We start from the raw sequence: 26,916 nt of genomic DNA, 5'->3' as shown, positions 1-26,916 counted from the left end.
TTAAATTTAAGAAAAAATAGAATGGAGTGAATATATGACATTATTATCAACAACTTTTTCAGCAGGAGGATTAGCAGGAATGCTAATTGGAGTTATCATTGGAGCAATGATTTTAGGAGCTATTATTGGTTTCTTTATCACTAGAGCAATGGTTAAAAAACAATTAAAAGATAATCCACCTGTAACAGAAAAACAAATTCGTGCAATGTACATGAGCATGGGAAGAAAACCAAGTGAATCAGATATTAAAAAAACAATGCGTGCAATGCAACAAGCTAAAAAATAATTATTATTAAAGAACACCATAATGGTGTTCTTTAATATTTTATATATAATATTTATTATCAATTACATATTTGAGCTAATAATTTTATTTAAAAAGGATATTCTTATTATTAAAGAACAAATATTTAAAAAAGGTAATGTTGAGTATAATCATAAAATCTATAATGCAACATTTAGAAGATTGGACGAAAAACTAGCTGAAGAATTAAGCGATGAAAGTTTTGATGTAACTTTTAAAACATGTATTAATTGTTTAGACACATTTTTAAACTTTTTATCAATGTTTTATTATTGCGGAAATGTTGTTTGTTCAACATGTTGTCCACAAAATCACGTTTTTACAAAACAAAGATTCAAATTAATCAAAAGATTTAAAAAACATAAAACATAATAAAAAAAATACACTTTCATAAAAATGAGTTTATTTTTTTATTTCTAATTAGGTGCTCAGCAGAGATTTCTACATCATGTGAATGCGATTCTTTTAAACTAGCTCCTGTAATATAAACAAATCTTCCATTTGCTCTTAAATGATCAATTGTAGCAAAATCAGTATAACCCATTTCACTTCTTAAACCACCAACTAATTGGAAAATAACTTCTTCAAGTGTTCCTTTAGAAGGAACAACAGCTTCAATTCCTTCTGGTACTAACTTTTTAGCTCCTTTTTGGAAGTAACGATCACTACTTTCACATTTCATCGCAGCTAATGATCCCATTCCAACATAAGTTTTATAACGTTTGTTATTAATAATAACTTCTTGACCTGGTGCTTCATCAGTTCCAGCTAACATACTTCCAAGCATTACGCTATGTGCTCCAGCGGCAAGTGCTTTAACATTATCACCTGAATATTTAATTCCACCATCAGCAATTAAAGTTACATCTTTATCAATTGTCAGTTATAAACTTCATTAATTGCAGAAATTTGAGGAACTCCAACTCCAGCAACAACTCTTGTAGTACAAATACTTTCAGGACCGATTCCAACTTTAACACAGTTGGCTCCAGCATTATATAATGCTTCAGATTTTTCAGCAGTACAAATATTTCCAGCAATGATATCTAAAGTAGGATATTTAGCTCTAATCGCTTTAACAACGTCAATAATACCTTTACTATGACCATGTGCTGAATCAACTACTAAAACATCAATTCCGGCTTTAATTAAAGCATCAACACGACTAATAGTTTCATCATTAACACTAACAGCTCCACTAACTCTTAAAAAAGCATTTGTATCAACACAAGCATTTTGATATTCATCACTTGATTTAATTGCTTTAACTGCTTTAATTTCATCAGCTTGTTGTTCAATAGTTAAGTTTTTATGTAAAATTCCAATTCCACCAATACTTGCAATTGCAATAGCTAATTCAGATTCAGTTACTGTATCCATTGCAGCTAAAATGATTGGCACATTTAATTCAATATTTTTAGTTAATTTAGTTTTTAGACAAACTTAATGAGGTAATACCTCAGAATAATTTAGGACAAGCAATACATCATAAAAAGTGATCGCTTTACTAATAATTTTTTCCATTTAAATCTTTATTCATTTTATTACTCTCATTTTATTGTTCCAGGAGGTTTTCATGTAACATCATAAACTACAGGGTTAACATGATCTACTTTATTAATAATGCTTTACCAAATTCTTGTTCATCAGCTAATTCAACTGCTCCATCAAAATATTGATTAATTAATTGATTCCCTAGCAAAAACCTAAAATCGCAATATCTAATTTTAAGATTTCTGGTTGTATTTTATATGTATTTTGTAAATAAACACTTGAAAGTCCACCAGAAAGAAAAATTCCTTTTAATAATGGATATTCTTTAATTTTTTCAATACTTGTATCAAAAGGTAATACTTTTGTATAAAAATTAGCTTCTCTAACTCTTCTAGCTAGTAATTGTGTATATTGACTTCCAAAATCTAAAATTAAGATTTGTGTATTTTTCATTTTTTGTTCTTTTTTTGAATAAAAAAAGAGGCTTTTTTAATTTTAAAAAACCTTACGCTTATAGTCTGATGATAGGTCCAAAGGCAGGTCGACAACCCATTATGTTTTCATGTATAAGTTTTTTATATTTAATTTGTTTAATTTATTTTATATTAATAATCAGTAAAAAATCAAACTAACTTAATGTTTTTAAAATTTATAAAAGAAAAAGAGAGAATAAAGAATTCTCTCTTTTATTTAGTTTAATTATTAATTAAGCGTTAACTTTTTTAATTGATAATTTTGCTTGAGCTTTTTCGTCGTTTAATTCTAAGATTAGAACTTCAACATCTTGACCAACTTTAACAAATTCGTTAATATTGTTTACAAAAGTGTTAGCAATTTCACTAATATGGATTAAACCTTTGTATTGTTTACCGTCCAATTCAAAAATGGCAAATGCACCAAAAGGAGCAATATCAGAAATTTTAACTGAGATAACTTTGTTCATTCTGTCGTCTACTTTCTATAATACTGATCAAATAGATAAAATTATGAACGATATTGTTAAAATTTTAAGATTCAATTTGTTCAAATACTATCTTTATTATATCAATTAATTTCAAAATTTGTAATTTTTATCTTTTATCTTGAAAACCAGCGTATTCTTTTATGTCAACTATAGTGTGATATCCTAATTCAATTGCATGTTCAAATGATGCTTTGACACAAACTTTTAATGCTACCCCAACAATCACTAATTCATTTACATGATTTGCTTTTAAATACTCATCTAGATTGTTTGAATTACCAGCCTCATCATAAAAGGCACTATAACATTCAGTATGTTTGTTTGTACCCTTCTCAATTACTTTATCAAATAATGAAGCATCAAAGTATAATTCAGTCCCATTAGTATTCACAACACAATGTGGACCTCATTGAGCAAAAGAATAATGATCAATAGGATGTACATACTTTGTTGCAATAACTAAATCGTTATTGTCTTTAAATGTTTTAATTAATGATTCAATATAAGCTTTTTTAGTTTCAGCTGTTGGAACATATAGTTTTCCATTTGGACTAACAAAATCAAATTGATAATCAACAATAATTAATGCTTTATTCATAATAACCTGTTCTATTAATTTAAATTATATTTTAGATCTTTAACATGGTTAATAATGATAAAAGAAAAATGTGAGTTTACTTTCTCACATTTTTAGGCTTTTTAGGATAAATTGCTTCTTCTGTTTTATTTTTTAATTTAATGATATTAGATTTGTGTCTAACAACAAGAATAAACATTCCAATTAATATAACAATTTGACCAGTTAACATTCCATCTGCAAAACCATGTGGAGTGAATGTATGGAAGTAGTTATAAAAACTAAAGATAACATGATTATTTCATGCAGAATCAAAAGCATCTCAACCATTTCATTCATAAGCGAAATGCGAAATTCCATAAGTTCAAGGTAATCACATTAATAATAAAATAATTGCTGTTCCAATAATTGAAGATAAACTAACTTTGCGGTACATAAATGCAAAAATTCATCAAACAATGAAAAAAAATAAGAAATACAAGTAATTAACAACAACTAATAATCCTAAGAAACAACTAACAGCTTTTCCACCTCTAAATTTAAATCAAATTGGTCAACAATGTCCAATTAAAACAAAGATACAAGGAATAAAATAACTTGTTTCGCTAAATAATTCATTTGGTATTAAAGATAAACAAACAGCTACTCCTGCAGTAATTAAAATTTTGAACCCATCAAGTAAAGCAACAACTAATCCTCATCGTTTACCTAAAATTCTAACTGTATTTGTTGCTCCTGGGTTTTTTGAACCAACTTCATAAATACTTATGCCTTTAACTCATTTAGTGAGAAAGACTGATCAAAGAACACTACCCAATAAATAACCAAAGATTGAAGCAATAATAATTCCTAAATATGGAAACATTTAATCAAATCCTTTCAGTAACAAATTTATTATATCAAATAGTATATTAGTTTTTATGTTAAAATCTATTGTAGTTAAAATAGAGCAAAATAATAGGAGAAACTATGAAAGACCAAATTTTAAGAAGAAATTTAGATTTAAGCGTTGAAGAACTTGTAAAGGAAAATGATCAACTAAAAGTTGATAATAAAGAGTACTACAAACAAGTAAGCAAAATTGATAGCAGAACAGCTGGTTGATTAAGATTATTATGATTTATTCCAATTTTAGGTTGAGTTATTTACAATGCTTTAATGAGTGGTAGAAAATCAAGCAAAAAGTATTTGGACCAAGTTTTACCTATTAAAGAAAAGATTGCAATTAATGAATTTCAAATTCTATATAATGAAAAAATAATTGAAGACAAATAATAAAACCTTATTTTCATAAGGTTTTATTATTTACTAAAATTAAATTTCAAATAAATCTAAGAAGATTGTGTCATAAATTCTTTCTAATCAGAAAAGTTTATGTACTGTTGCTTTATTAAATTTAGCTTTCATTCTATTTTCAAGAAGGTCGACATAACTTTCTCAAATTTCTTTATATCGATCTAAGATTTCATTATTAATTTCAATCATTCTACCTTGATCAGGTCTTGTTAATTCATCTTTATTTACTAAAATAAATAATCCATTTTTTGAAACTAAGTTATTTTTACTAAATTTTAAGTTTAAGTAATTATCTTCAAATTCAACATCATCAAATAATGATTTATTTGAGAAATATTGATCTTTAATCAATTTAATATAGTTTGCATCAACTGATTTTGAGTTATCAGCAATTTTGTTAAATGAGTTCAAGAATGAAGGAAGCAACATCATATCGATTGTTGTTCTAAACACAGCTCAGATAAGTACTAATTCATTTCCACCTGATTGAGCAAATGTATTTTGTAATTCAAAGTTAACAATAATTGTAATTCATAAGTTTGAAGCAACAAAGAAGATTAAAAATCAAATTGGTGTAAATGAAATTTCTCTTACTGCTCTAAATTTTTGTTTATCAACTTTTGATTTATATTTGAAAACAACAATTTTTTTAAAGTATAAATTCTTTGAAAATCAGTTCATGTAGGTAAATTTAATTAGCATAAATGCTGCTAGACCTAAAACAACAAATCTTGTAACTACTTGTGCTACATCTTTTAATGCAAAAGCAGAAACTAAGAATAATACAGTAATTGTAGTTAACATAACTACGTCTAAAATAAATAAAATCATTAAATATGGAGTTGTTTTTAATAATAGATTGGTAATTTTTTTGTGTGTTGCAATTAAAGTTAATCTTTTCTCTTTTTCTGATACTTGATTATTATTAATCTTACTATTCAAATCAGAAAGTAAATCTTTAGTTTGTTTAACTTCTTTTTTAAGAGGTCTATCAACTTTTAATTGACTTTTTTTTTGCTTTTTATCAGCCATAAATTTCTCCTTTTTTTATTTTTTAATTATAATATAAAATGTAAGCAAAAAATACAAATTTATACAAATATACAAAAATAATTTGATTTTTAGAAATATAAATTAGTTTAAATTAAATAAGAAAAGAGAAAAATAAAATGATACATTATAATGAAATGCTAATGATGCTATGAAATTTGCCAGAAAACGTTGCCTTGTTTGCAAATTTTGATAAGTGAGATTTAAATGAAGATAATTTAATAAAAATAGCTAAAAAAGATAATAAGAAAATAATTTTAATTCAAAAAGAACAAAGTAATTTTAAAAACATCATTCCAAATAACGGAATTGAAGAAAAAGCAGCTAAAAATGATTGTGAAGTTGTACTATGACACTCATTTAATAATCAATATCACTATGACAAAATGAAACAAGATTTAAATATTACTAAAGTTTATGTTTTTAATAATAATGACGATTTAGAAAATATTAAAAAAGCTATTGATGATGTTGAAGTTATTAAATATGATCAAACACTAAATGAAAATATTAAAAAAAGTGAAGAATTTTTAAAAAACGGGCAAATAAAAGAATACAAACAACTAAATGGTTTTAATTTTAGTTTTAAAGGATTTGTAGAACATGGAAATCACATTGGCAGAACAATCAATTACCCAACTGCTAACATTATTATTAATGATGAATTAGTACTTAAAGAAGCAGTGTACTTAACAACAACAAAATTACCAAATGATGATAATTTATATCCAAGTATTAGTGCTTATTGAACAAATAAAAATGGCGTTAATGTTTTTGAAAGTCATATTTTAGACTTTGATCAAGATATATATGGTTGAGGTATTGAAGTTGAAATTGTAGAATTTATTCGTGAAAGTGAAAAAGTAAATAACTTAGATGAGCTAAAAACTTTATTAAATCAAGATAAAGCAGTAGCTATTAAATACTTTAAAGGAGCATAATATGAAAAAACCAATCTTAGGTAGCCATGTAGGGATGAGCAAAGCAAATAAACACGGAGAATATTTAATTGGAAGTGTTAAAGAAGCTATCAGTTATCATGCAAATACATTAATGATTTATACAGGACCACCACAAAATGCTAATCGTACAGCAACAGAGAAATTACATATTGAAGAATTTAATCAATTATTAAGTGAAAATAGCATTAATAAAGATCACTTAGTTGTACATGCTCCATATATTATTAATATTTCAAATCCTGTTAATCAAACAACTTGAGATTTTGGAGTAGATTTTTTAAAACAAGAAATTCAAAGATGTGAAGATATTGAAATTAAAATTTTAGTATTACATCCAGGTGCAAGATTAAAAGGTGATTATACTGATGCATTAAATGCATTAGTCAAAGGACTAGATCAAGTAGCATCAACACAAAAAAATGTAATCATTGCATTAGAAACAATGGCAGGAAAAGGAACAGAGATTGGATTATCATTAAATGATTTTAAATATGTACTTGATCATGTAAAACAACCAGCTAAAGTAGCAGTATGTTTAGATACATGTCATATGCATGATGCAGGATATGATTTTAATGACTGAGCAGCAATTAAAACAGAAATTAATAACACAATTGGAAAAGACAAAATAATTTGTTTTCATTTAAATGATTCAAAAAATCCTTTATTAGCACATAAAGATCGTCATGAAAATATTGGATATGGTTATATTGGTTTTAATAATCTTTTAAATGTGTTATGAGATGAAGAATACATCGATGTACCGAAAGTTTTAGAAACACCGTATGTAGAAGATAAACCGCCGTATAAAGAAGAAATTGAAAACTTATTTAATAAAACTTTTTCAAAAAAAGTTAAGTAAAATATGAGATAATTAATAAATCAAAGGACGGTGATATTATGAGTAAACAAAAATTAAGTATGACAAAAAGACGTACTTATTTAACGCAAATGTTTTACAGATATTTATTAATGAATAATGATACTAATTACATTAAACAAGATATCTTAGATGAGACACAAGAAAAACTAGATGTAGAAACAACATTAATAGCTAATAATATCGCTGAAAAACTTTCAGATTTAAAAACTGAAGTTAAAAAACATTTAAGTGCAAATTGAAAATGAGAAAGAATACCAACATATATTCAATCAATTTTAATTATTGGTACTTATGAAATTATCTTTACTCCTACTCCAAAAGCAGTTACAATCAACGAACTAATTAATTTAGTAAAAGAAAACGAAGTTGATTTTGATTATAAATTTGTAAACGCATGTTTAGATAAGGTTATTAAACTATAATGGACAAAAAAGTATTTTCAGTTGCTGAAATAAATCAGATCTTTAAAGAAGCAATTGAAGGTAGTAACTATTTTAAAAATATATATGTCAGGGGAGAAGTAAGTAATCTAACTTTTAACAAATCAGGACATGTATATTTTTCTTTAAAAGATAATCAAAGTACAATCGGAGCAATGATTTGAAAAAGTAATGCACATAAACTAATTAGTCTAAATGTTAAAGAGGGAATGGAAATTACTTGTTATGGAAGAATAACTTATTATGTTCCAACTGGAAGAATAAGTTTTGAAGCAGTTCATGTTAGTGTTGAAGGTAAAGGTGATCTTCAAATCATTTTTGAAGAACGTTTAAAAGAAATTACTGCGTTAGGTTGAACTGATGAATCAAGAAAACGACCAATTAATCGTTTTGCTAAAAATATTGGTTTAATCACCACTGATTCAGGAGCAGCCATTAGAGATTTAATTACAACATTAAAAAGAAGAATACCATCAGTTAATATTTACTTATTTCCAACCATGGTCCAAGGTGATACAGCAAAGTTTGATATTGCCAAAAAAATCAAACAAGCAAATCAATTTAGTCCAAAACTAGATTTATTAATTATTGGTCGTGGTGGAGGAAGCTATGAAGATCTGTGAACTTTCAATGAAATGGAAGTTTTACAAGCAATCATAGATTCAGCAATTCCCACAATTAGTGCTGTTGGTCATGAACCAGATATTACATTAAGTGATTATGTAGCAGATTTAAGAGCAGCTACTCCAACAGCTGCAGCTGAACTAGCATCAATTAGTACAGAAGAATTATTAAAGGAATTAGCTTATAATTATGAAAATCAAATTCGTTTATTCAAAAATGTATATAACAATCAGCAAATTAAGATAAGTGAGTTATCAAAACAAAATGTTTTAAAAATTAATAACAAAGTAGAAGTAAATACTTTAGATTTAAATTACATTCAAAAGAATTTTATTAATAACATCAACAATATCATTCAATACAATGAATTATTTATTGAAAATATTGAAGCTAAAACAGCATTATTGGACCCTAAGAAGCCAATGAGAAAGGGTTTTGGTTTAATTATGAGTAAAGATAACCAAATCATTAATTCGATTGATAAACTAACTATAAATCAAGAATTGAAATTAGTTTTAAAAGATGGAGAAGTAGAAACAACTATTAAAGGAGTTAAAAAATATGAAAAATAAAACATACGATCAATTAATCGCAGAATTAAAAGAAGAAACATTGAAATTATCATCAGATGAAATATCAATGGAACAAGCAATGAAAATATTTGAAGAAAATATTAAAAGAATTCAATTAGCAAAAGAAAAACTAACTGAATACAAAGGTACTATTAACAAAGTTTTAGAAGATAACAAAATCAAAGAATTTAATTAATGAAAAAACGATTAGATGAAGTACTAGTAGAAAAAGCATTAGTTACTACAAGAAGTAAAGCAAAAGAACACATAGTTAATAGAAAAGAAGTTTATGTAAATGATGTTTTAATTATTAAAGCAGGATTTATGGTAAATGAAACAGATTTAATCGAAATCAAATTAAAGCAAAGTACATTTGTTTCAAGAGCTGGATTAAAACTTGAAAAAGCAATTAAAGATTGAAAAATAGACTTAATTAATAAAGTATGTTTAGATATTGGAGCTTCAACAGGTGGATTTACACAAGTTTGTTTGGAAAAACAAGCAAACTTTGTTTATGCTGTTGATGTTGGTACTCATCAATTAGATTTAGCATTAAAAAACAATCTTTTAGTCAAAGATATGTCACAATATAATTTTAGATATGCCAAGCAAACTGATTTTGATCAAGCTATTAATTTCTTTTGTTGTGATGTTAGTTTTATTTCATTAGATAAGATTTTACCAGCACTAACAAATTTAGTTAAATCAGAAGTTGATGGTGTAATGTTAATTAAACCTGAATTTGAAGCAGGTAGTGAATTAGCTAAAAACGGAAAGGTTAATTTAAAATCAACACATTTAAAAGTCCTTAAAAACTTTATTAGTTATGCCAAAGCAAATGGTTTTACAATTAATAAATTAACTTATTCACCAATTCTTGGAAACAAAAAGCAAAACATTGAATATTTAGCTTATTTGATAAAAACAGATAAATACAAAGATTGAAAAGAAGAAGAATTAAATAAAGTAGTTAATCAAGCTTGAAAATATTTAACTTAAAAAAGGAGGCATTCATATGAATGATAAAGTAATCTTGCATCTTGATATGGATGCGTTTTTTGCAAGTTGCGAGCAAGCACATGACAAATCACTAAGAAATAAACCTGTTGTGGTTTCACGTAATCATGACAAAAGTATTATTATTGCATCTTCATATGATGCAAGAAAATATGGAATTAAAGTTGGAACACCAATTTTTAAAGCAAAAGAATTAGCTTATGGTGAATTAGTAATTAGAGAAGTCAATCGTGAATTATATGAAGACTATAGTAAAAGAATTTTTAATCTTATTAAAGATCAATTTACGTATAAAGTTGAAGTACTAGGAATTGATGAATGTTTTATTGATGGTACAAACATTTGAAAAAGATATGGAAACGTTCAAAACCTTTGCTTAGCTATTCAAGCAGCAGTTTATCAAGAAACAGGGTTAACATGCAGCATTGGAGCTAGTTTTACTCGCTTATTTGCAAAAATGGGTAGTGATATTAAAAAGCCAAATGGATTTACAATGATTACAAAAGAAAACTTTAAAACTTTAATTTGAAATAAACCAATTGAAGATGTAATTGGAGTTGGAAGTTCATCATTAGAAAAAATGCAAAACTTAAATGTTAAAACTGTTAATGATTTTATTAAACTAGATCAAAAAGTGATTAATGATACTTTTGGTTTAGCTGGATATAAAATGTATGAAAAATTAAATGGAATCAATAATAATAAAATTGCATATTGAGATACAAGCATTAAATCTATTTCAAATGAAAAAACTTTTGATAAGAAAAATATGACCACAGATGAAATTGAAGAAATCTTATTTAATTTAACGCAAAAAGCGGTTAATAGAATGCATAAAAATGAAGTAGCTGGAAAAACAGTTGCGTTATCAATTAAATTCTATAATCAGGAAATTAATTTTGAAAAAAGAGAACATAAAAAACGCAAAACATATAGTGAATCATTTAATGATTACACTGATAATTTAGAAAAAATATATTCAAAAGTTAAATCACTTTTAGATGATATTTACGAAGGAGAACCTATTTTATTAATTGGAATCGGAATCTCAAATTTGATTGAAAAGAAAAATATTGTCAAGCAACAAAGCTTTGACAAGATTATTGTTTAATGTATAATTATACTTAATATATTGAAATTCACAAAATATTGAATCAAGGAGAATTTTATGAAATTAGGATTGAAAAAACAAGGTATTACAATTATTGTATTATCTTCTTTATACGGAGTTGCAGCTGTTGCTTCAACAATACCAGGAGTAGGGTTTGAATCAATTCAATTTATTAATTCAGTTAAAAAACAATTAAAAATAATAATGCCAAAAGATAAATATCTTTTAGACCCTAAAAGCCCACTTTATGAACCAATTATGGACAATGTTATAAGAACTTCTTATTTAGCAGACGCAATATCTACTATTGATTCTTATAATGCTGCTGAAAAAGACAAATATACACCTTTATATACTGAATTTACTAACGATTGATACCACAATAGATGACAATCACTGATTGAACAAAAACAACAAATAGATTTTTATGATATTGCCATGGATATGATTGAATTTGATCAAGCAATTGCAACTGAGTTTCAATCTTATGGTTATGTACATACAGGAACTCAATGAATCTTTCATAAAAATGGTGTAAAAGAAATGTTTTCAAAAGATTTAAAGCAAAATGCCATTAAGCAACAATCAATTTGAGATCAAGATGAATACGAAGATAAACTTGTAAGTACTGGACCTGGTTTAACTGGAATAAAAGTTAAGGAATCAGCAGGAACAAAATTAGTTAACAATAAAGTTTGATTCTTAAACAAACAAATTGATTCAATCAAATATGCCATTAATATACAAACTTTACAAAATCCTTTTGTAAATAAAAACTTATCAGCTGATGATGTTGCTGATTATGTAACAATCGATGATTTATATCACCCAAACTTCACAAGAGGTTTAACAATGGCCCAAGCCACATTTATTGTCATGATGACAGCATTTGTGATTACACCAACTGGAATTGGATTTGGAGTATGACAAATTAAAAAAGCTAAGAAGCTTAAAGATGAAGAAAGCACAGGAGAATAATTATGAAAAAGTTACTAGCTATATTAGCAGCAACAGCATTAATAACTTCTGCTGTTGCTAGTGTTATTAGTTGTGGAGAAAATGAAGGATCACCAGATCAAAATCCATTATTAATTGGAAAAAGCATTGATAAATCAAAAGCAATTGATGATAGTATGGAAGGGAAATTTGGTTTTACAAATTTCTACATTGTTGGAGATAGTTTAAGTGATACAAATGGACTAACATATTTAATTGATACTAAGTTTTCAAATAGTATCGTTAAACTAAATGTTCAACTTGGTGGAACATATGGCTTTGAAAAAGATGGTGTTCATTATAGTGCATTTACTAATGGTCCAACAGCTCCAACAATTCTTTCAGAGGAATTAGGTTTTGGAGAAATGAAACCAAGTAATTGATTATTAAAAAATCAACAACAAAATTATGGAAAAAACTATTCAGTTGGTGGAGCTACTGCTGCAAAACTTGATTTACCTACAGGGTTATTATTAAACGATGCGACAATTGATAAACAAACTGAAGCTTTAATATCACAACATCAAATCAAAAATAATGATTTAGTATTTTTTGAAATTGGTGGAAATGATTTATTTTCACTAGTTGGATATTATGGAAATGAAGCTAAACAAGTTGAGTTCTTGAATGATAGCATGACAAGAATTAGAAATGCTTTATTTAATTTATTAAATAATGGAATTAAAAATATTATTTTCATGACCCCACCAAGAATGGATTTTCCACCAATATACCAAAATATCTTTAAAGATGACACTGAAGAAGGCAAAAAACATGCAAAATATATTATTGATGTTTGTGAAGAATACTATCATAAATTAATGGATGTTTTAAAAGAAGTAGAATCTTATTATCTTGAGTCTATTCAACTATATGACATGTACACAGAATCAGATTTTTTAGAGCAACAATTCATTAAATCAGTTGAAGCTAGAGGTGAAAAAGTAGTTTTAAGAAAAAGTTTTGCTAATAATTTAACTTTTAACGTTACAATCAATGATCAAAAAGAAACAGTTCAAGGTGATATTAATTTAGATATAATTGAAAATATCAAATTACTTTTAAATAAAGTTAAAAATGATATTGATTATGGTAAACAAAATACTTTAAACATAACTGTAAGTCCAATTCATAATGATATTGAAGGAGTTGATGGAAATATTGATAATTATTTCTTTGATGATATTATGCACCCTACAAAAGAAGTACATAAAATGGTTTCAGAAATTTTATTAAATTATGCAAAGGAGTTGAGTAAAAAATGAAAAAATTAATCTCATTACTAGCTGCAGTAACAATTACTGCTTCATCTACAACAACTGTTATTGCATGTGGCGGAATTCCATATATTAAAAAAACTGATGTAAAATATAATCAAGATGATATTAATATTCTGCTTAAACAAGTTTCAAAAGCATATTATTTAAATCATAATTCAACAACTAAATATGACTTTAATTATGTTTATGAAAATATGGTTAAAAACAAATTTATTCAAGAATTAGATTCATCAGCTCAAACATCTGGTGAAAATGGAATTAATAACTATGGTCGATTTAGTGACATTCAAAGATTATACTTTGGTGATCAAATTATTAATAGTAAATTAGCAGATAAATCTGCAATTGAAATTAGTGCAGGAACTGCACCAAAAGATCCTAATATTATTATGAGTATTTCAGGTATCTATCCTACAATCATGTCATTACTAAGTAATGGTAAAATTATTGAATTAGTTTTATATTTAGCTGATTTAGGAATTAATATAATGCCTAATAATATTTCAGATCAAGGATTGCTAGCCTATGCTGCAGCTTTATTATCAGATGCAAATATTCAAAAGTTATCTAAAGCATTGAATCCTTCAAAATATAAAAATTATTCAATTGAGCAAGCGTTAAATTCATCAATTATTGATTTTGCTAATGCTTTAAATGTATTTTCAAATCGTAAAGAAAGATATAAGAATTCAACAGCTGAAGAAGCAACTAAATGAAGAGGTCCAGCATTAAATGGAGTTGCACTTGCAATGCAAGATCTTTCAAAACAATCACATATGAATTTAGACATTGTTGATAATTGAGAATCATTATGTGGCGTTATCAATTTTGTACGTATTTTTGCAATCTATTTAAGTAATTTTGCAACATCACGAATTGAAGCTATTGGTGAAAACACAGAAAATGCAAAAACATTAACTTGAAAAGAATTAACAGCAATCAGAGTCAAAAAATATTCTGAAATAACTAATGAATTAAACATTAAAGATTTAATTGTTTATTTAAATCTAGCTGTTAATGATAAAAATGGTAAAGAATTACAAAATCTATTACAATTTTTATTTAGAGGGTATGAAAAATATAAACAAATAGATGTAATTCCACCAAGCATTGATGGATTTATTTCAAACTTTATCAATCATGATTATAGTGAAGTAGGTTTAAGTGGTGTGTTTAAAGCACTATTAAATGGTATTTCAAATAAAGAACAACCACTTGGAAGTATGCTTGTTGGTGGTTTAGGATTATTAAGTGCAAATAATAAAATTGTTGATCTTGCTGGAGAAATAATCATTCCACCATTAATTAGTGCAGCATTAAAGGCTGCTGTTGCAATTGGAACAATTAGCCAAGAAATCGCAGATATGATTAACAATTTAGTAAGTGAAGGAGTTTTAAGCAAACCTTGAGATGTAGCTTGAAATCATTTATTAAATTCATTATTAGATAAACAATTAAAATCTGGTGGAACTATTGATATTTTAAACTTCCCGATAAATGGAGATAATTCAATTAGAACTTTTATGACTAAACTGTCTGCATTAGTTAAAACTGATGCAAATGAACCATTGAAAGTTAACTTTAATAATGTTTCAAGTTTAGTTAATCAATTACAAGGTGTAATTAAAGTAGCACAAGAAAATCCTACAGAATTATTACCAAAATTAGGATATATAAGACCAAATGATGATAATCAAGAAGAATATATTAAACCTGGATCGTTTATTGATTATTTAAATAAAATTGTTGCTGATACTAAAGGCAGCAATGGATTACTTGAAGCGTTGAATATAAAAACTGAATTGTTTAAAAAGCAACAATCAAAATTAAAAGCTAAAATGCAAGCTGAGTTTGATAAAGCTCAAATAATAGATGTGAAAGAAATTGATGACAAAACATTTGAATATACAATAAATAATGAAGTTATAACAATTAAGATTGATATTCTTAAAAATAAATATTCAATAACAGCAATTAATAGTAAATCAGTTTAATAATAAAAAAGACATCAATCTTTAAAGGGATTAGTGTCTTTATTTTTTATCTTAAATGTATGTATTTAACCACAAAAAATTATTTTATGTACACTAAAATATTCAAGACTACTGCCAAATACTAAAAAAGGTAAAGAACTTTTTGCTGAAACTGTATATTTTGTTCTAAACCTTAAGATATTTGTGTCAATTATTCGATGAACTGAAATCATAGCTTTAACTGATGCGTCACCTTTATATAATGGATCAAAATGTTTTCTTGAAAGAACTGTAGAATCAGTTACAGCATCATGTCATCACATTCAACAAATGTTAATATCCTGTGAAATAACATTTGTTTGAAATGGATTATCTTCTCCAGTTATATATGTTGTGTATGAAAATTCAATATTTAGTATACTGTAATCAATTAAAAATTTGCCTAATGAATATGGTGCATGATAGTCATAAATCATTGACTCAATTCCAGATTTTGATTCTGGAACAGTATTTATAGACAAAGCTTCAATTTTTTCAGTAGATAGTTTACCATCTACATTTACACTAATTTCTCTTTTTACTTCATCTAAATTGTTGCCAACTGAACTTGGTGTTTGTAATACAAGTGGCACACTTGCTTCACTTGCTGCAGAAACACTAACTACACCTAGCAAACCTGTTAAAAGTTTAAACATACGCTTTTCCTTTTCACTACCCACCTTACCATCGAAGTAAAATTGAATAATATTAAAAGTTGCAAATAATTTAAAATATTAACTTTATTATATTGTTAAATCTTGTAATTTCAAAATTCAAATTTTTCAGATAAATTATAAGAGTTTAAGTATTTAGTGAGATTAAAAAAACTATAAACTGAAGTTTTACTCAATGTATAGTCTTTAATTTATATTAATCTTTAAAAGGATTAGTATCCTTATTTTTTAATTTTTTAATTGATTCAGCTTTTAAAATTTCTTCAGCCTCTTTTGTTCTTTTCTTTTTAGGATCTACAATTTTAGCTAATTCATGTTTATCTAAGTTTTTATCTTCTGAAATCATTTTTTCAATTTTAGCTTTTTTAAGTTTTTGAATTTCCTCATATTCTTTTTTAGCTAAATAACTTTGATAACCTAGTCTACTAATCATTTCAAATACAGATGCTGTTAGTAAGAATAATAGGATCAAAATTAAGAATACATAGAATATTACAATAATTTTTGCCATAAAATGTGCTGCAATAATAAATATAAAAGTCATTAATGAAGCTAATGCATATAAACCTAATGCAGCAATAAAATACATGTTTTCCTTCTTGCTCATTTTATAATCATCTTTTTTAATATCTTTGAATTTAACAAATCAGTAAAATCCTAAGAATATTAAACCGATTATAAATAAAACTAATTCAGTAATTAAAAGGCCTGTCGTGTTACCTTTAAATACCCCTTTTTGAAAACCAAAAAATTTAATTAATAAAGCACTTAAGAAAAATAAACCTGCTGCTGTTGCTAAGTATTTTAAATATGTTTGTTTTTTACCCATTTATTTCACTCTTTTCTATCATTGTTTCAATTAATGTTGTATTTCTTCTTGGTGGTGTTATTTTGATTGCTTCAAAGAATAAATCACTGTCACCTAAAATTGTAATTTTGTCTTTAGCTCTGGTGATTGCTGTATAAATTAAAGTTTTATTAATAAATCCTGAATTATACTTTTGTTGATCAACAACTAATAAGACATTGTTATATTCACTACCTTGTGTTTTATGCACACTTGTTGCATAAGATAATTTTACATCACTAAAGTTTTTTGGTTGTAATAATATTTCTTTATTATTAAATTCAGTTAATACATCTTTTAATTTACCAATTGCATTGTAATTAATTTTAATAATCTTTCCAACGTCTCCATTTGCTAAATCTAAGTCAGTATCATTTTTTAAAAACATAATTTTATCATCAACCACAAATCGATAATCTCCACGATCATAAACTTGCTTTTTATCTTTTACGTTTTGATTAAATTCGTTTTGAATCTGCGCATTGATTTCATCAATTCCTAAACTACCACCATACATTGGACAAATTACTTGCAAATGATTTGATTTAGTTTGTAACTCTTTTCAGTGTTCACCAACAATCTCAGTAACTTTATTCATTGTATTTTGTTTATTATAATCAAACTGAATTTCAACATTATTTAGTGCCTCTAAATCACTTATCTCTATTGATTGATTTAATACTTTATATGCTAGATCAACAATCCCATTGCCATTCTTTTGACGGTGCACTGTATCTAATTTAATTACTTTTAAAAAATCTAATTCTAATAAATCTGCAAATGTATTTCCATACCCAACACTTGGTAATTGATTTGCATCTCCTACCAATACTACTTTTCTTGTACGATCACATGATTGAATAAAACTAGCAAATAATTTATTATCAATCATTGAACATTCATCTAAAATCACCAGTTTTTGTCTTAATGGATTATGCTCTGTAATTTGAAATTTATTTAACTCTTTTGCTTCTAATAATTTATGAATTGTTGTTGCATATGATTTTTTATATGTTTCTCTAATTCTAGCAGCCGCTCTTCCAGTTGGAGTTGCAATTGCATAATCTTCAGTTCCACTCATATGGTTAAATAATTTAACAATTCCTTTAATTAATGTAGTTTTTCCTGTTCCTGGTCCACCAGTAATAATTGATAACTTATTATTAGCAAATAATTCTAATGCTTCTTTTTGCTTTTGATCAAACTTAAAGTCTTTAATTTTATTTTCTAACGCAATTTCAGCTTCAATTTGTTCAATCTCTCATGAAATACCTTCTTTATTTGGTTTTTTAGATGGTTTATTAAGCTTAATTACGTTATCTGCAATAATTTGTTCTTCTCTTCATGATTCTTCTGTATAGATGCGATTTTTAGTTAATTTTAAAATTCTTTTTTCTTTTGCATATAAAATACCTTCTAATAATAGATCTGTATCTTGAATTTTTAGTTTACGCATTAGACTTCTTGATAAGTAATCTTTGTTTGTATAAGTATCACCTGTTGTGAATAAATAATCATCAGCTAATTTTCATGCTCAAAAGGCAATACGTTCTGGTGAATGTAATTCTAAACCAAAATGCACTGCAACTTTATCTAATTCTTCAAAAGCAGCAATTTCTTTATCTTTTGCAAATGATAAAAATGAATTTGAAAAAATACTTTCAATAATATCATTGTCTTGTTCAAAATGATTATCCATTCAATCTAGAATTAATGTCTTTAAATTATTTTCAAAAAATATGTATCTTAATCTTTCTTGTCCTTCTTGTTTAATATTTTCTTCGATTCCCTTTTTAATAATGGGAATATAAGTTTGATTTAATTCTGGAATTTCATTTAATAAGTTTATATTTTTAACTAATTGTGTAATTGCTTGATCACCTAAATGATTAATAATTAATTCAGCTGTTTTTTCTCCAACACCTGGAAATGCAGGGCCTGCTAAAAACTTGATTTGTTCTCTTGATGAATGAATTGGGGCTTTTCGATATGTTTGAACATTAAAACTTTTACCATAACGCGAATGTTCTTCAAAATATCCTGTTATTTCATATAAGGTTTTCTTGTCCATGCTAGTAATTGAACCTTTAATACTCATGTGTTGTTTTAGATTATCTTCACTAGCAAATGTTCCTGTTCCTCAACCTGCATCGTTTGAAAAACCATATTTAACTACATAACCTCTAAAAGTTAATAATTCGTTCATCTTCTCATCCTTTTATTTATATATTTTATATCAAAACTATAATGAAAATAAAAAAAGAACTTTATTTGAATAGATTTGAATAGGTTTTATCAAAAATAAAAGATCTTTTTAAATAATATTATTTTCTTTAATTTCCTTTTCATAATCATCTATTTCTTCTTTAATATGCTTATTTTTTGAAATTAACTTTTTCTTAATTCTTTAGAAATGTTTAGTAAATTAAAAATTTCATCAGTAGATATAAAGTTTTGAGAAAATAGACAAAGTATTTTTAAATCATTTCTTTTTAACAATTTGATTCTTAAATCTTCAATTATTTTTCAAAATTTTTCTTCATCGGCTTTATAATCTTTTTTTGTAATAATATTTTTATTGTTTGGGCCAACACTCATAAATTTTCTTGATTGAACCAATATAGATATTAGATCAATATTAATTATTTTTAAAATCATTGAGGAAATAATTGGAGAATTATCAGTGCTTATCACTAAATCTTTTAAATACTTAAACAATTGAAAGATTGCATCAGCTGCTTCTGCAGTATCTCCTATTGAATCGTTCAAAATAACAAAAGTTACTATTGCAGTAAAAGCTTTTCATGAAAATTGTCTACTGTTTACTTTGTCTGGTGCATTTGACCCAATTTCTAAAGATACAACTTTAAAATTTAATAATGTTTTAACTGAGATTGAAAGTGAACTTGACCCAATTAAAACTTTTATTTTTTCATTTAACTCTTTACTTCTTACTTTTTTATTAATTCTGCATTATTATCTAAAAGTTCTTTAAATGATTCAGTAGTTTGATTAAATGATTTAGATGTTCTTCTTTTAGTTAAATAATTCTTTATTCCATATGGTGTAAAAACTATAATGCTTAAAATGATAACTAAAACTATTAAGAAACAAAAATTTGTTATTTCTATTTTCATATACTATATCTCGCATTCTATGCAACATGTTTTATTGCTTTTGTGTAGATCTTTGTTACATTGCATAAATTTATATTTATTACAATTTTTATTTTTATTATATTACTAAGTTAAAAAAATAGTGCACTTTTAGTTTAATATGTGATAATTATTTTAACGGAGATACTATGATTGAAATAAAATTTAAAAATCAAGCTGAAATAGATTCATATAATAAATATAAAGAACTTAAAGGGATAGAATATCATCAATATATTGCTAATTACTTAAATACTGATGAATATTCTAAAATTGCAGCTGTGATTCAATATGATTTAAGACTTAAATATATTCTTTATCGCTATATTTGTTTTTTTGAAGAATATATTAGAGCTGTTATTATGAATTGTGACATTAGAGATGTTGATTTCTTTTTAAAAGAGAATGTAAACATGAGTGAAGCACAAAATATTTATTTTAAGAATGTTACTAAAATTGCAACCAAATATCCTGATAGACCAACTATTTCTAGAGATGACTTTGATGGAATTCGTGAATTAAGAAATCAAATTTCTCACTTTAAACCAATCATTTTAGATAATATTATTGAAAATCAAACTAATATTTATCTTTTATATAAAAATTTAACTAAAAATTACCAAGCTTACTTTAAAAATGAGATCAATATGTGTGGGTCTGAAGCTGAATTAGTGGAACAAGTTAAAATTAAATTTAATTAACCTATAAAACTTATTAATATAATTAATAAAACCTTTTACTTTCATTAATTTGTTAAAAAGTTTTATTTTTTTCTTGTAGTACTTGATAATCTAGAATAGTTCATATTGTATTATTCTTGTAAGGAAAGGTATTTTTTAAAAATGAACAAAAAAGCTAAAAAACGCATAGATAAATGATTTACTCTTTTATCTAAAAAACTTTCGAGCTTAAAGTCAGCTGATCGAAAGGATGTAATTGAAAAATTATAAAGATATATGAGATGAAGAACTTTCTCAAGGAAAATCAGTTAACGAGATTTTATTAGGTCTAAGACCTGTTGAGAAAATTGCTAAAGAACTATATGAAGAATTTGGTGTAATCAAAAATGCTAAAGGTTATGTTACTAAAATTAAAATTGTAAATAGTAAAACTGATGCAACTAATTGAGCATTTAGTTCAGTAAATAATTTCTTTGCTAAATTACTTGGAATAACTTATTCAATATTAGCAATTTTATTATCACTTACATTTTTCTTAAGTTTTGTAGCTGCTATTATATTAATTCCAGTTGCAATAGTATTAGCATTTATAAATTATGAATTCTTAGTGATATTAGCACTTGCGATTGGGGTCATGGGTATTGGAATTGTTATTGCAATATTCTTCTTTTTTCTAAGTAGCATATCATATAATACTGTTAAAGTAATTTTTAGTGGTTGATTTGTTAAAAAACGCATTGAAACTATTGATAAACCTAAAAGAAAAATGAAAACTAGATTAATGCTAATAATGATTATTATTTGTGGAGCTTTAGGTGGAGTTGGTGCAATAACATCAACTGTTGGAACAAACTCAATTTATGGTTCTGTGCTTTCAGATAAATATTTGATTTAGTGAAGTTATAAGTACAATTCCAAATGGTAAATTTACTGAAAACTCACTTATCTATTTAAACTTTGATTGAGGTTATACATTTTGAAAAATTTTTAAATTAAAACAAGATAAAACTTTAGCTGAAAAAAATATCAATTAAAAAATCATACAATGTTAAAACTAGTTTAGGTCAAGAATTTAAAATAACTGAAAAAAAATCAAAACATGATGAAATAATAATTCAAGTTGAAGACCTAAAAGTTTAGATTTATATTTCCATATTTCAGCAGCTTGAAATGTAAAATTCCTTTCAATAACTACAATAAAATACTAAATTCCTTATAATTTTAAGATAAATAACATTTCTATTGAAAATATTATTGTAAGATATTAGTGTTATGGATAAAGAATTAAAAAAGAGAATCTTGGAGATGCTTGTATTGAATTTTCTTTTAAAAAGAAACTTTTAGCATATGAATTAAATAAAAAATTAAATCAAGTAGTTGAAACTAATGAGTCTACTACATATGCAATATTTAAAAAGGTTGTCGACAAAGGTTTTTGTGAACATTATTTTGAAGAGTCTTCTTCTGGACCAACGCGTAAGTGTTATAAAATTACTGATTTAGGTCGTAAACAATTACATTTGTTAAAGATTGCATGATCAGAAATTTCTGAAAAAGTTAATTCATTAATATATGACAATTAAAACTTTATATTAAAAATGCACTAATTTAAAATTAGTGTTTTTTATACTTTAATTGTTGATTGTATTTTTTCTTAATTAAAATATAATTCTTAAAAGAGGTATTACATGAATCTAGAAGTTTTAAATAAAATATTACAAAACAAACAAATAATAATAGATGATCATATAAAGTTTAATAAGATAATTGACGTATTAAATGACGTATTAAATGTTTTATTTATAGATGAAAATAAGCAATCAGTGCTAAAAGTAGGATATAAGGTTAATGATAAGGAACATATATAATTTCCTAACATTATTCTAAATGATAAAAAACAACCTGCTATTGATTAAGGACATGGTAATTTTATTTCTGATAACTGAGATTATATTTACCAATATAACGCCCAAAAAGACACAAATAAGCGCATCAAAGATGTTAAAAAGATAAAAATATAGAATATATAACTTTTGCTAAAATCAATGATAAAACCAAAGGTCTTGGTTATCACTTCATTGGTATTTTTAAATATGACACAAACTAAGATGAAGAGTATAAAACTTTAGTTTTTAAAAAAATAAAAAGTTAATTTAAATTCACTTGATAGTTTATAAATTATTTTTTATGATCTTTAACAAAATCTAATGTAGCTTTAGTATATTCTTTTTGATTGTCTGTAATACACATACTATGATCTGATTCATCAAAGATAATTAGGCTTTGTATTTTCACTTAACTCTTTTGCTTTTTCATAATACATCAAAACTGAATTATGATAATCAATGAATAAATCTTTTTTACCATTAATAAATAAGACTGGTAATTCACTAAATGATGTTAAATCTTTTTGTAGATTCATTTCTTTAAAATTAATTGTTTTTTGAATACTTCTTAAAAAATCAATTAATTTTAAATGATGCTATTTATCATAGTAATCATTTAAAATATTTTTTTTAAGAAAAATCTTATTTGTTCAACAGGGTTTGTTAAACTGCAATCAGAAATTAATCATCAATCTTATTTACTTCATAGTATTGTTCAGCTCAATACACAGCTGTGTCTGCTTCCATACTAACTCGAACTACATCAATTTCTTCAACTTCGTGATTTTATTTAAATCAATCAATTACTTGATTTAAAACTTTTTAGTTAGTAACTCCTAGATCAGATTATTTACAATATGTTTTTCCATAAGCATACGCATCAAATGAAATCATATTATATCCTTCTTTGTAAAATTGCATACTATTTATTAAACCAATGTACTTATTTCTTTTAAATCCATGTAATGCAATCACTCATTTATTCGAATTATTATTTAAGATTACACAACTAATTTGTTTATTCTTTGTTCCTATCTCAAATTCTTTAACCTGACTTAGTTTTAGTTGAATGTCTTTTAGTTTCTTTAATTTAATATCACGTAAGTAATGATTAACTGTATTAAGTTCCAGTCCTTCTTCATCTAATCCTACTCTTGGTATTTAAATAAATAAGGAGTAAAAAATTTTGACAAGATAATACTTACAATTAATGTTATTGGAAACAAAATAATTGTTCCGATAACTTTTCAAAATGTATATTTATACTTTCTTATCTGCTTTTTTGCATTTTTATATTCTTTGTTTTTCAATATTCCACCTAAATTCCTTAATTTAATTTATTTTAACCTAAATTTTACAGTTAGGAAATCTTCAGTTATCATTTTTTCAAATTCCCCAATACCTGTGAACTTATATAATTTTAAGAATAAGTTCTTTTTATCATAGTTTTGATTATCATGAATAAATAAGTATTTCTTAATTTGTTCATTTTCAAAATCTTTAATAATTTTGTTTTTAATTGTCATTTTTTCAGGTAATGATCAATAAAATAATTTACTTTCTTCATCATATTTAGTTTTCTTACCATAGTTTTCGCTATTCTCATCAGCTAAGATAATTTGCTTAGAATTATTAAATGTTAAATAACCTGCTTGAAATGTTAATACCTTTAAATCAGTACGATAATGTAAAAAATTTGTACGATTAACTATTGATAATACTTGTTTAACTGTATAAGTAGCATTAATACATAATAATGGTTCTATTTCATTTTCAAAGATTAAAGTTTCATTTTCTAATTTGTATTTTAAAATCATACGTAATTCTTCAGCGATTACTTGATTATGTTTAATAAAATGTTCAACTAAATCATTAATTGCTAAATAATCAGGATATAAATCTAAGAATTTTTCCATACTTGTCAATTCATATAAACATGATGTTATTAATAAATTATCTAAATCTAGATTAATTTCATCTTTTGATAATTGCATTGATAAACGTTTATAAAAATACTTAACTATTTTATAGTTATTTAAAAATAAAAATTGCTTTAAGATAGTTTTGTTACGGTTTGTATCATTTTCATTTGGTTTATATTGTTTAATTTGTTTAGCTATTGGAATAAACAGATCATCTAAATTATTATAAAAATCTAAAATTGTTAATTCATAATCTTTTAAAATTTGATTAAGTGCATTATCTTGATATTTTTCATAATATTCAATAATATAACTTTTCATTGAATTTTTATTAATATATCATTTTTTTAAACTATTAATAATTAATTCTTCTGTATGTTTTTCTAAGTTAATTGTACAATTATATGGTAATCCTTCTTTTGCACTAATTGCTTTACTACTTTTAATTGTTGGACTAAATAGATTTCTAATTCCTAGAGTAATATCATACTTATTATCAATGTTTGAAATTAAATCATAAACTTCTAGTTTATTTTTTAGTTCTGTTTTTCTTAATCCTCTACCTAATTGTTGTAGATAAACTGTTTTTGAACTAGTTGGTCTTAATAAAATAATGGTATTGATTTCAGGAATATCTATTCCTTCATTAAAGATATTAACTACACATAAGTAATTGATTCTACCTGTACTAAATTCATGTAAGATTCTTTTACGATCTTTGGTGTTTTGTGACGTTAAAGCTTCTGCTTTTAAGTTTTTAGCTTTTAAATAATTAGCAATGTTAATAGCATGTTCAACAGTTACACAAAAGATTAATGCTGTTGGTCTTGCATAAACACCTAAATATTTTTCAATTGTTTTATATAACAACTCATTTCTTAAATCAGTATTAACAACTTTAAAAATGTCTTTATTAGAGTTTAAATTAACGCCTTGTAAATTAGTATTTGTATCATCAATACAGTAATAATCAAATGGGCATAATAGTTTTTGATCAATTGCATCTCATAATCTTAATTCAGTGGCATATTCATCATCAAAATAGGTTTTAATATCTTTGTTATCTTCTCGTTCTGGAGTTGCTGTTAAGCCTAAGATTTGTTGTGGTTTAAAATAGTTAAAAACTTTATCAAAAGTATTTGCTGCAATATGATGTGCTTCATCAAATACAATAATATCAAAATCATTTGGTTTGAAATTATTAAGTCTTGTAGACAATGTTTGAATTGTTGCAAATAAATGTGTTGGTTTATCACTTGTGATACTTCCGTCATACATAACTTCTCCAAATTGATTATTCTCTAATACATGTCGATAAGTTTTGATTGCTTGGTCAATTATTTCTCTCTGATGTGCTAAAAATAAGATTTTAAGGTTCTTTTTTGCTTGTTCTATCTGTCTTTTGTAATCAAATGCGGAAACTAATGTTTTTCCTGTCCCTGTGGCCATAATTAATAAGTTTTTATTTTTGTTAGTATATCTACGATAACTTAACTTATCAATAATCTCTTTTTGAAATTTATATAAATATTTTTTAGTTAAATTATTACTTAATAATTCAAGTTTAGTTTGAGTTAAAGAATGTTGATTTTCTTTAATCTTTTGGATTAATAATTCTCTTTCAAATTGATCTGAAAAATCAATAAATTCTTCAGTTCATAGATTATCAAATTCATTAATCATTTTTTCAATTAAATCTTTATTATTTTTTTCAGTTATTTTAATATTTCATTCTCTTCCTGAAATCATTCCTTTAACAGTTAAATTAGAAGAACCTAAAATGGCAGTTGATAATTCATTATTGCGTTTAAAGATTGAAGCTTTAATATGAATTCTTTCACTATTTCTTTCTAAATTATCTTCAATTTTAATTTTAATGTTAGGATACTTCTCAGAAAGAATTCTAAGTTCATTTAAATTATTAAATTGTGCTAAATCATCAAAAGTTGTAGAAATTATTTTAATCTTTATATTATTTTGATAACAATATTCAAAGGTAGGAGCTATTTTATTCAAAATACTTTTGGAAATAAAGGGATAAATCAAATAAACTTCATTAGAAGTTAATATTTCGTTGTTTATTTCTTCTAAGAGTTTTTGCTCATCTTTATTTGTAAATAGTTTTTCTTTCATTGTTGCTTCCTTTAGTTTATTTTCTCATATTTTTAAA

General features: G+C 25.2%; 30 protein-coding genes, 1 pseudogene and 1 riboswitch. Of the genes and pseudogenes, 18 read left to right on the top strand and 13 right to left on the bottom strand.

What is annotated here, in order from left to right:
* Positions 1-34 precede the first annotated feature (34 nt).
* Together EMELA_RS02340 and EMELA_RS02335 are read left to right on the top strand one after the other, a co-directional pair.
* Positions 35-286, top strand: a complete 252-nt coding sequence (locus EMELA_RS02340; RefSeq protein ID WP_034971164.1) for a YneF family protein — start codon at positions 35-37, stop codon at positions 284-286.
* A gap of 21 nt (positions 287-307) precedes the next feature.
* Positions 308-676, top strand: a complete 369-nt coding sequence (locus tag EMELA_RS02335) for a hypothetical protein (protein ID WP_028124138.1) — start codon at positions 308-310, stop codon at positions 674-676.
* Here the strand turns inward: EMELA_RS02335 and guaB are convergent.
* From guaB to EMELA_RS02310, 5 genes and pseudogenes are all read right to left on the bottom strand, one after another.
* Positions 657-1,828: pseudogene (gene guaB, locus EMELA_RS05355) on the bottom strand (IMP dehydrogenase). The gene EMELA_RS02335 and the pseudogene guaB sit on opposite strands and share 20 nt — an antisense overlap.
* Before the next feature lie 171 nt (positions 1,829-1,999).
* Complete coding sequence (locus EMELA_RS02325; RefSeq protein ID WP_028124139.1) at positions 2,000-2,251, bottom strand: glutamine amidotransferase-related protein; 252 nt, start codon at positions 2,249-2,251, stop codon at positions 2,000-2,002.
* Between the two features lie 56 nt (positions 2,252-2,307).
* Positions 2,308-2,370: riboswitch (nucleoside riboswitch) on the bottom strand.
* A gap of 134 nt (positions 2,371-2,504) precedes the next feature.
* A complete protein-coding gene (locus EMELA_RS02320; RefSeq protein ID WP_051584596.1) occupies positions 2,505-2,741 on the bottom strand; it encodes a S1 RNA-binding domain-containing protein in 237 nt (78 codons plus the stop codon).
* 127 nt (positions 2,742-2,868) lie between these two features.
* Positions 2,869-3,360, bottom strand: a complete 492-nt coding sequence (locus EMELA_RS02315) for an isochorismatase family protein (protein WP_028124140.1) — start codon at positions 3,358-3,360, stop codon at positions 2,869-2,871.
* Between the two features lie 76 nt (positions 3,361-3,436).
* The gene (locus EMELA_RS02310) at positions 3,437-4,204 is read right to left on the bottom strand and encodes a glycerol-3-phosphate acyltransferase (protein WP_028124141.1); all 768 of its coding nucleotides are present in this window, start codon (positions 4,202-4,204) and stop codon (positions 3,437-3,439) included.
* 104 nt (positions 4,205-4,308) lie between these two features.
* Between EMELA_RS02310 and EMELA_RS02305 the strand changes: the two genes are divergently transcribed.
* Positions 4,309-4,614 carry a hypothetical protein gene (locus EMELA_RS02305; RefSeq protein ID WP_028124142.1) on the top strand — a complete coding sequence of 102 codons (306 nt, stop codon included), beginning with the start codon at positions 4,309-4,311 and terminating at the stop codon, positions 4,612-4,614.
* Positions 4,615-4,653: 39 nt separating this feature from the next.
* Here EMELA_RS02305 and EMELA_RS02300 read toward each other — a convergent pair whose 3' ends face one another.
* On the bottom strand, positions 4,654-5,667 hold the full coding sequence (locus EMELA_RS02300) for a hypothetical protein (RefSeq protein ID WP_028124143.1): 1,014 nt from the start codon (positions 5,665-5,667) through the stop codon (positions 4,654-4,656).
* 137 nt (positions 5,668-5,804) lie between these two features.
* Between EMELA_RS02300 and EMELA_RS02295 the strand changes: the two genes are divergently transcribed.
* Genes EMELA_RS02295 through EMELA_RS02250 form a run of 10 tightly spaced genes read left to right on the top strand, consistent with a single transcriptional unit; the run spans position 5,805 to position 15,564 of the window.
* Positions 5,805-6,626: a riboflavin kinase gene (locus EMELA_RS02295; RefSeq protein WP_051584597.1), complete on the top strand. Its 822-nt coding sequence runs from the start codon at positions 5,805-5,807 to the stop codon at positions 6,624-6,626.
* Between the two features lies 1 nt (position 6,627).
* Positions 6,628-7,509 (top strand): deoxyribonuclease IV, encoded by an 882-nt coding sequence (locus EMELA_RS02290; RefSeq protein ID WP_028124144.1) that lies wholly within the window; start codon positions 6,628-6,630, stop codon positions 7,507-7,509.
* Between the two features lie 38 nt (positions 7,510-7,547).
* Entirely contained in the window at positions 7,548-7,952 is a 405-nt protein-coding gene (locus EMELA_RS02285) for a transcription antitermination protein NusB (RefSeq protein ID WP_028124145.1), read from the top strand.
* The gene (gene xseA / locus EMELA_RS02280) at positions 7,952-9,166 is read left to right on the top strand and encodes an exodeoxyribonuclease VII large subunit (protein ID WP_028124146.1); all 1,215 of its coding nucleotides are present in this window, start codon (positions 7,952-7,954) and stop codon (positions 9,164-9,166) included. The genes EMELA_RS02285 and xseA overlap by 1 nt, the downstream gene beginning before the upstream one ends.
* A complete protein-coding gene (gene xseB, locus EMELA_RS02275; protein WP_028124147.1) occupies positions 9,156-9,362 on the top strand; it encodes an exodeoxyribonuclease VII small subunit in 207 nt (68 codons plus the stop codon). The genes xseA and xseB overlap by 11 nt, the downstream gene beginning before the upstream one ends.
* Positions 9,362-10,165, top strand: a complete 804-nt coding sequence (locus EMELA_RS02270) for a TlyA family RNA methyltransferase (RefSeq protein WP_028124148.1) — start codon at positions 9,362-9,364, stop codon at positions 10,163-10,165. The genes xseB and EMELA_RS02270 overlap by 1 nt, the downstream gene beginning before the upstream one ends.
* Positions 10,166-10,181: 16 nt before the next feature.
* On the top strand, positions 10,182-11,294 hold the full coding sequence (locus EMELA_RS02265; protein ID WP_028124149.1) for a Y-family DNA polymerase: 1,113 nt from the start codon (positions 10,182-10,184) through the stop codon (positions 11,292-11,294).
* 57 nt (positions 11,295-11,351) lie between these two features.
* Entirely contained in the window at positions 11,352-12,272 is a 921-nt protein-coding gene (locus EMELA_RS02260) for a hypothetical protein (protein ID WP_028124150.1), read from the top strand.
* A gap of 2 nt (positions 12,273-12,274) precedes the next feature.
* On the top strand, positions 12,275-13,564 hold the full coding sequence (locus EMELA_RS02255) for an SGNH/GDSL hydrolase family protein (protein ID WP_028124151.1): 1,290 nt from the start codon (positions 12,275-12,277) through the stop codon (positions 13,562-13,564).
* Positions 13,552-15,564 (top strand): lipoprotein, encoded by a 2,013-nt coding sequence (locus tag EMELA_RS02250; RefSeq protein ID WP_028124152.1) that lies wholly within the window; start codon positions 13,552-13,554, stop codon positions 15,562-15,564. Before EMELA_RS02255 ends, EMELA_RS02250 begins: the two co-directional genes overlap by 13 nt.
* Before the next feature lie 65 nt (positions 15,565-15,629).
* Here EMELA_RS02250 and EMELA_RS02245 read toward each other — a convergent pair whose 3' ends face one another.
* The 5 genes from EMELA_RS02245 to EMELA_RS04875 form a co-directional block, all read right to left on the bottom strand.
* Positions 15,630-16,238 carry a hypothetical protein gene (locus tag EMELA_RS02245; RefSeq protein ID WP_028124153.1) on the bottom strand — a complete coding sequence of 203 codons (609 nt, stop codon included), beginning with the start codon at positions 16,236-16,238 and terminating at the stop codon, positions 15,630-15,632.
* A gap of 214 nt (positions 16,239-16,452) precedes the next feature.
* A complete protein-coding gene (locus EMELA_RS02240) occupies positions 16,453-17,085 on the bottom strand; it encodes a hypothetical protein (protein WP_028124154.1) in 633 nt (210 codons plus the stop codon).
* Positions 17,078-19,309, bottom strand: a complete 2,232-nt coding sequence (recD2, locus tag EMELA_RS02235) for an SF1B family DNA helicase RecD2 (RefSeq protein ID WP_028124155.1) — start codon at positions 19,307-19,309, stop codon at positions 17,078-17,080. The genes EMELA_RS02240 and recD2 overlap by 8 nt, the downstream gene beginning before the upstream one ends.
* A 182-nt stretch (positions 19,310-19,491) precedes the next feature.
* Positions 19,492-19,872 carry a hypothetical protein gene (locus EMELA_RS04880; protein WP_169733533.1) on the bottom strand — a complete coding sequence of 127 codons (381 nt, stop codon included), beginning with the start codon at positions 19,870-19,872 and terminating at the stop codon, positions 19,492-19,494.
* A gap of 182 nt (positions 19,873-20,054) precedes the next feature.
* Positions 20,055-20,240, bottom strand: a complete 186-nt coding sequence (locus EMELA_RS04875) for a hypothetical protein (protein WP_028124158.1) — start codon at positions 20,238-20,240, stop codon at positions 20,055-20,057.
* A gap of 167 nt (positions 20,241-20,407) precedes the next feature.
* Here EMELA_RS04875 and EMELA_RS02225 point away from each other — a divergent pair, with 167 nt between their 5' ends.
* The 5 genes from EMELA_RS02225 to EMELA_RS05345 all read left to right on the top strand — a co-directional run bounded on the left by EMELA_RS02225 (position 20,408) and on the right by EMELA_RS05345 (position 23,045).
* Positions 20,408-20,959, top strand: coding sequence for a hypothetical protein (locus EMELA_RS02225; RefSeq protein ID WP_028124159.1), 552 nt, complete (start codon positions 20,408-20,410; stop codon positions 20,957-20,959).
* Between the two features lie 235 nt (positions 20,960-21,194).
* Positions 21,195-21,833: a DUF1700 domain-containing protein gene (locus tag EMELA_RS02220; RefSeq protein WP_028124160.1), complete on the top strand. Its 639-nt coding sequence runs from the start codon at positions 21,195-21,197 to the stop codon at positions 21,831-21,833.
* 388 nt (positions 21,834-22,221) lie between these two features.
* Positions 22,222-22,521, top strand: coding sequence for a PadR family transcriptional regulator (locus EMELA_RS05350; RefSeq protein ID WP_084485302.1), 300 nt, complete (start codon positions 22,222-22,224; stop codon positions 22,519-22,521).
* Between the two features lie 105 nt (positions 22,522-22,626).
* Positions 22,627-22,806: a hypothetical protein gene (locus EMELA_RS02210; RefSeq protein WP_028124161.1), complete on the top strand. Its 180-nt coding sequence runs from the start codon at positions 22,627-22,629 to the stop codon at positions 22,804-22,806.
* 149 nt (positions 22,807-22,955) lie between these two features.
* Positions 22,956-23,045, top strand: coding sequence for a hypothetical protein (locus tag EMELA_RS05345; RefSeq protein WP_408630944.1), 90 nt, complete (start codon positions 22,956-22,958; stop codon positions 23,043-23,045).
* A gap of 144 nt (positions 23,046-23,189) precedes the next feature.
* Here EMELA_RS05345 and EMELA_RS04870 read toward each other — a convergent pair whose 3' ends face one another.
* Entirely contained in the window at positions 23,190-23,360 is a 171-nt protein-coding gene (locus tag EMELA_RS04870) for a hypothetical protein (protein WP_169733534.1), read from the bottom strand.
* 801 nt (positions 23,361-24,161) lie between these two features.
* Positions 24,162-26,879 carry a DEAD/DEAH box helicase family protein gene (locus EMELA_RS02200; RefSeq protein ID WP_028124162.1) on the bottom strand — a complete coding sequence of 906 codons (2,718 nt, stop codon included), beginning with the start codon at positions 26,877-26,879 and terminating at the stop codon, positions 24,162-24,164.
* Positions 26,880-26,916: the final 37 nt, after the last annotated feature.

Source organism: Mesoplasma melaleucae (genome assembly GCF_002804105.1).
Taxonomy (GTDB): domain Bacteria; phylum Bacillota_I; class Bacilli_A; order Mycoplasmatales; family Mycoplasmataceae; genus Mesoplasma; species Mesoplasma melaleucae.
Note: the sequence above shows the minus strand (reverse complement) of the source record. Positions and strands in the feature narration are given on the sequence as shown.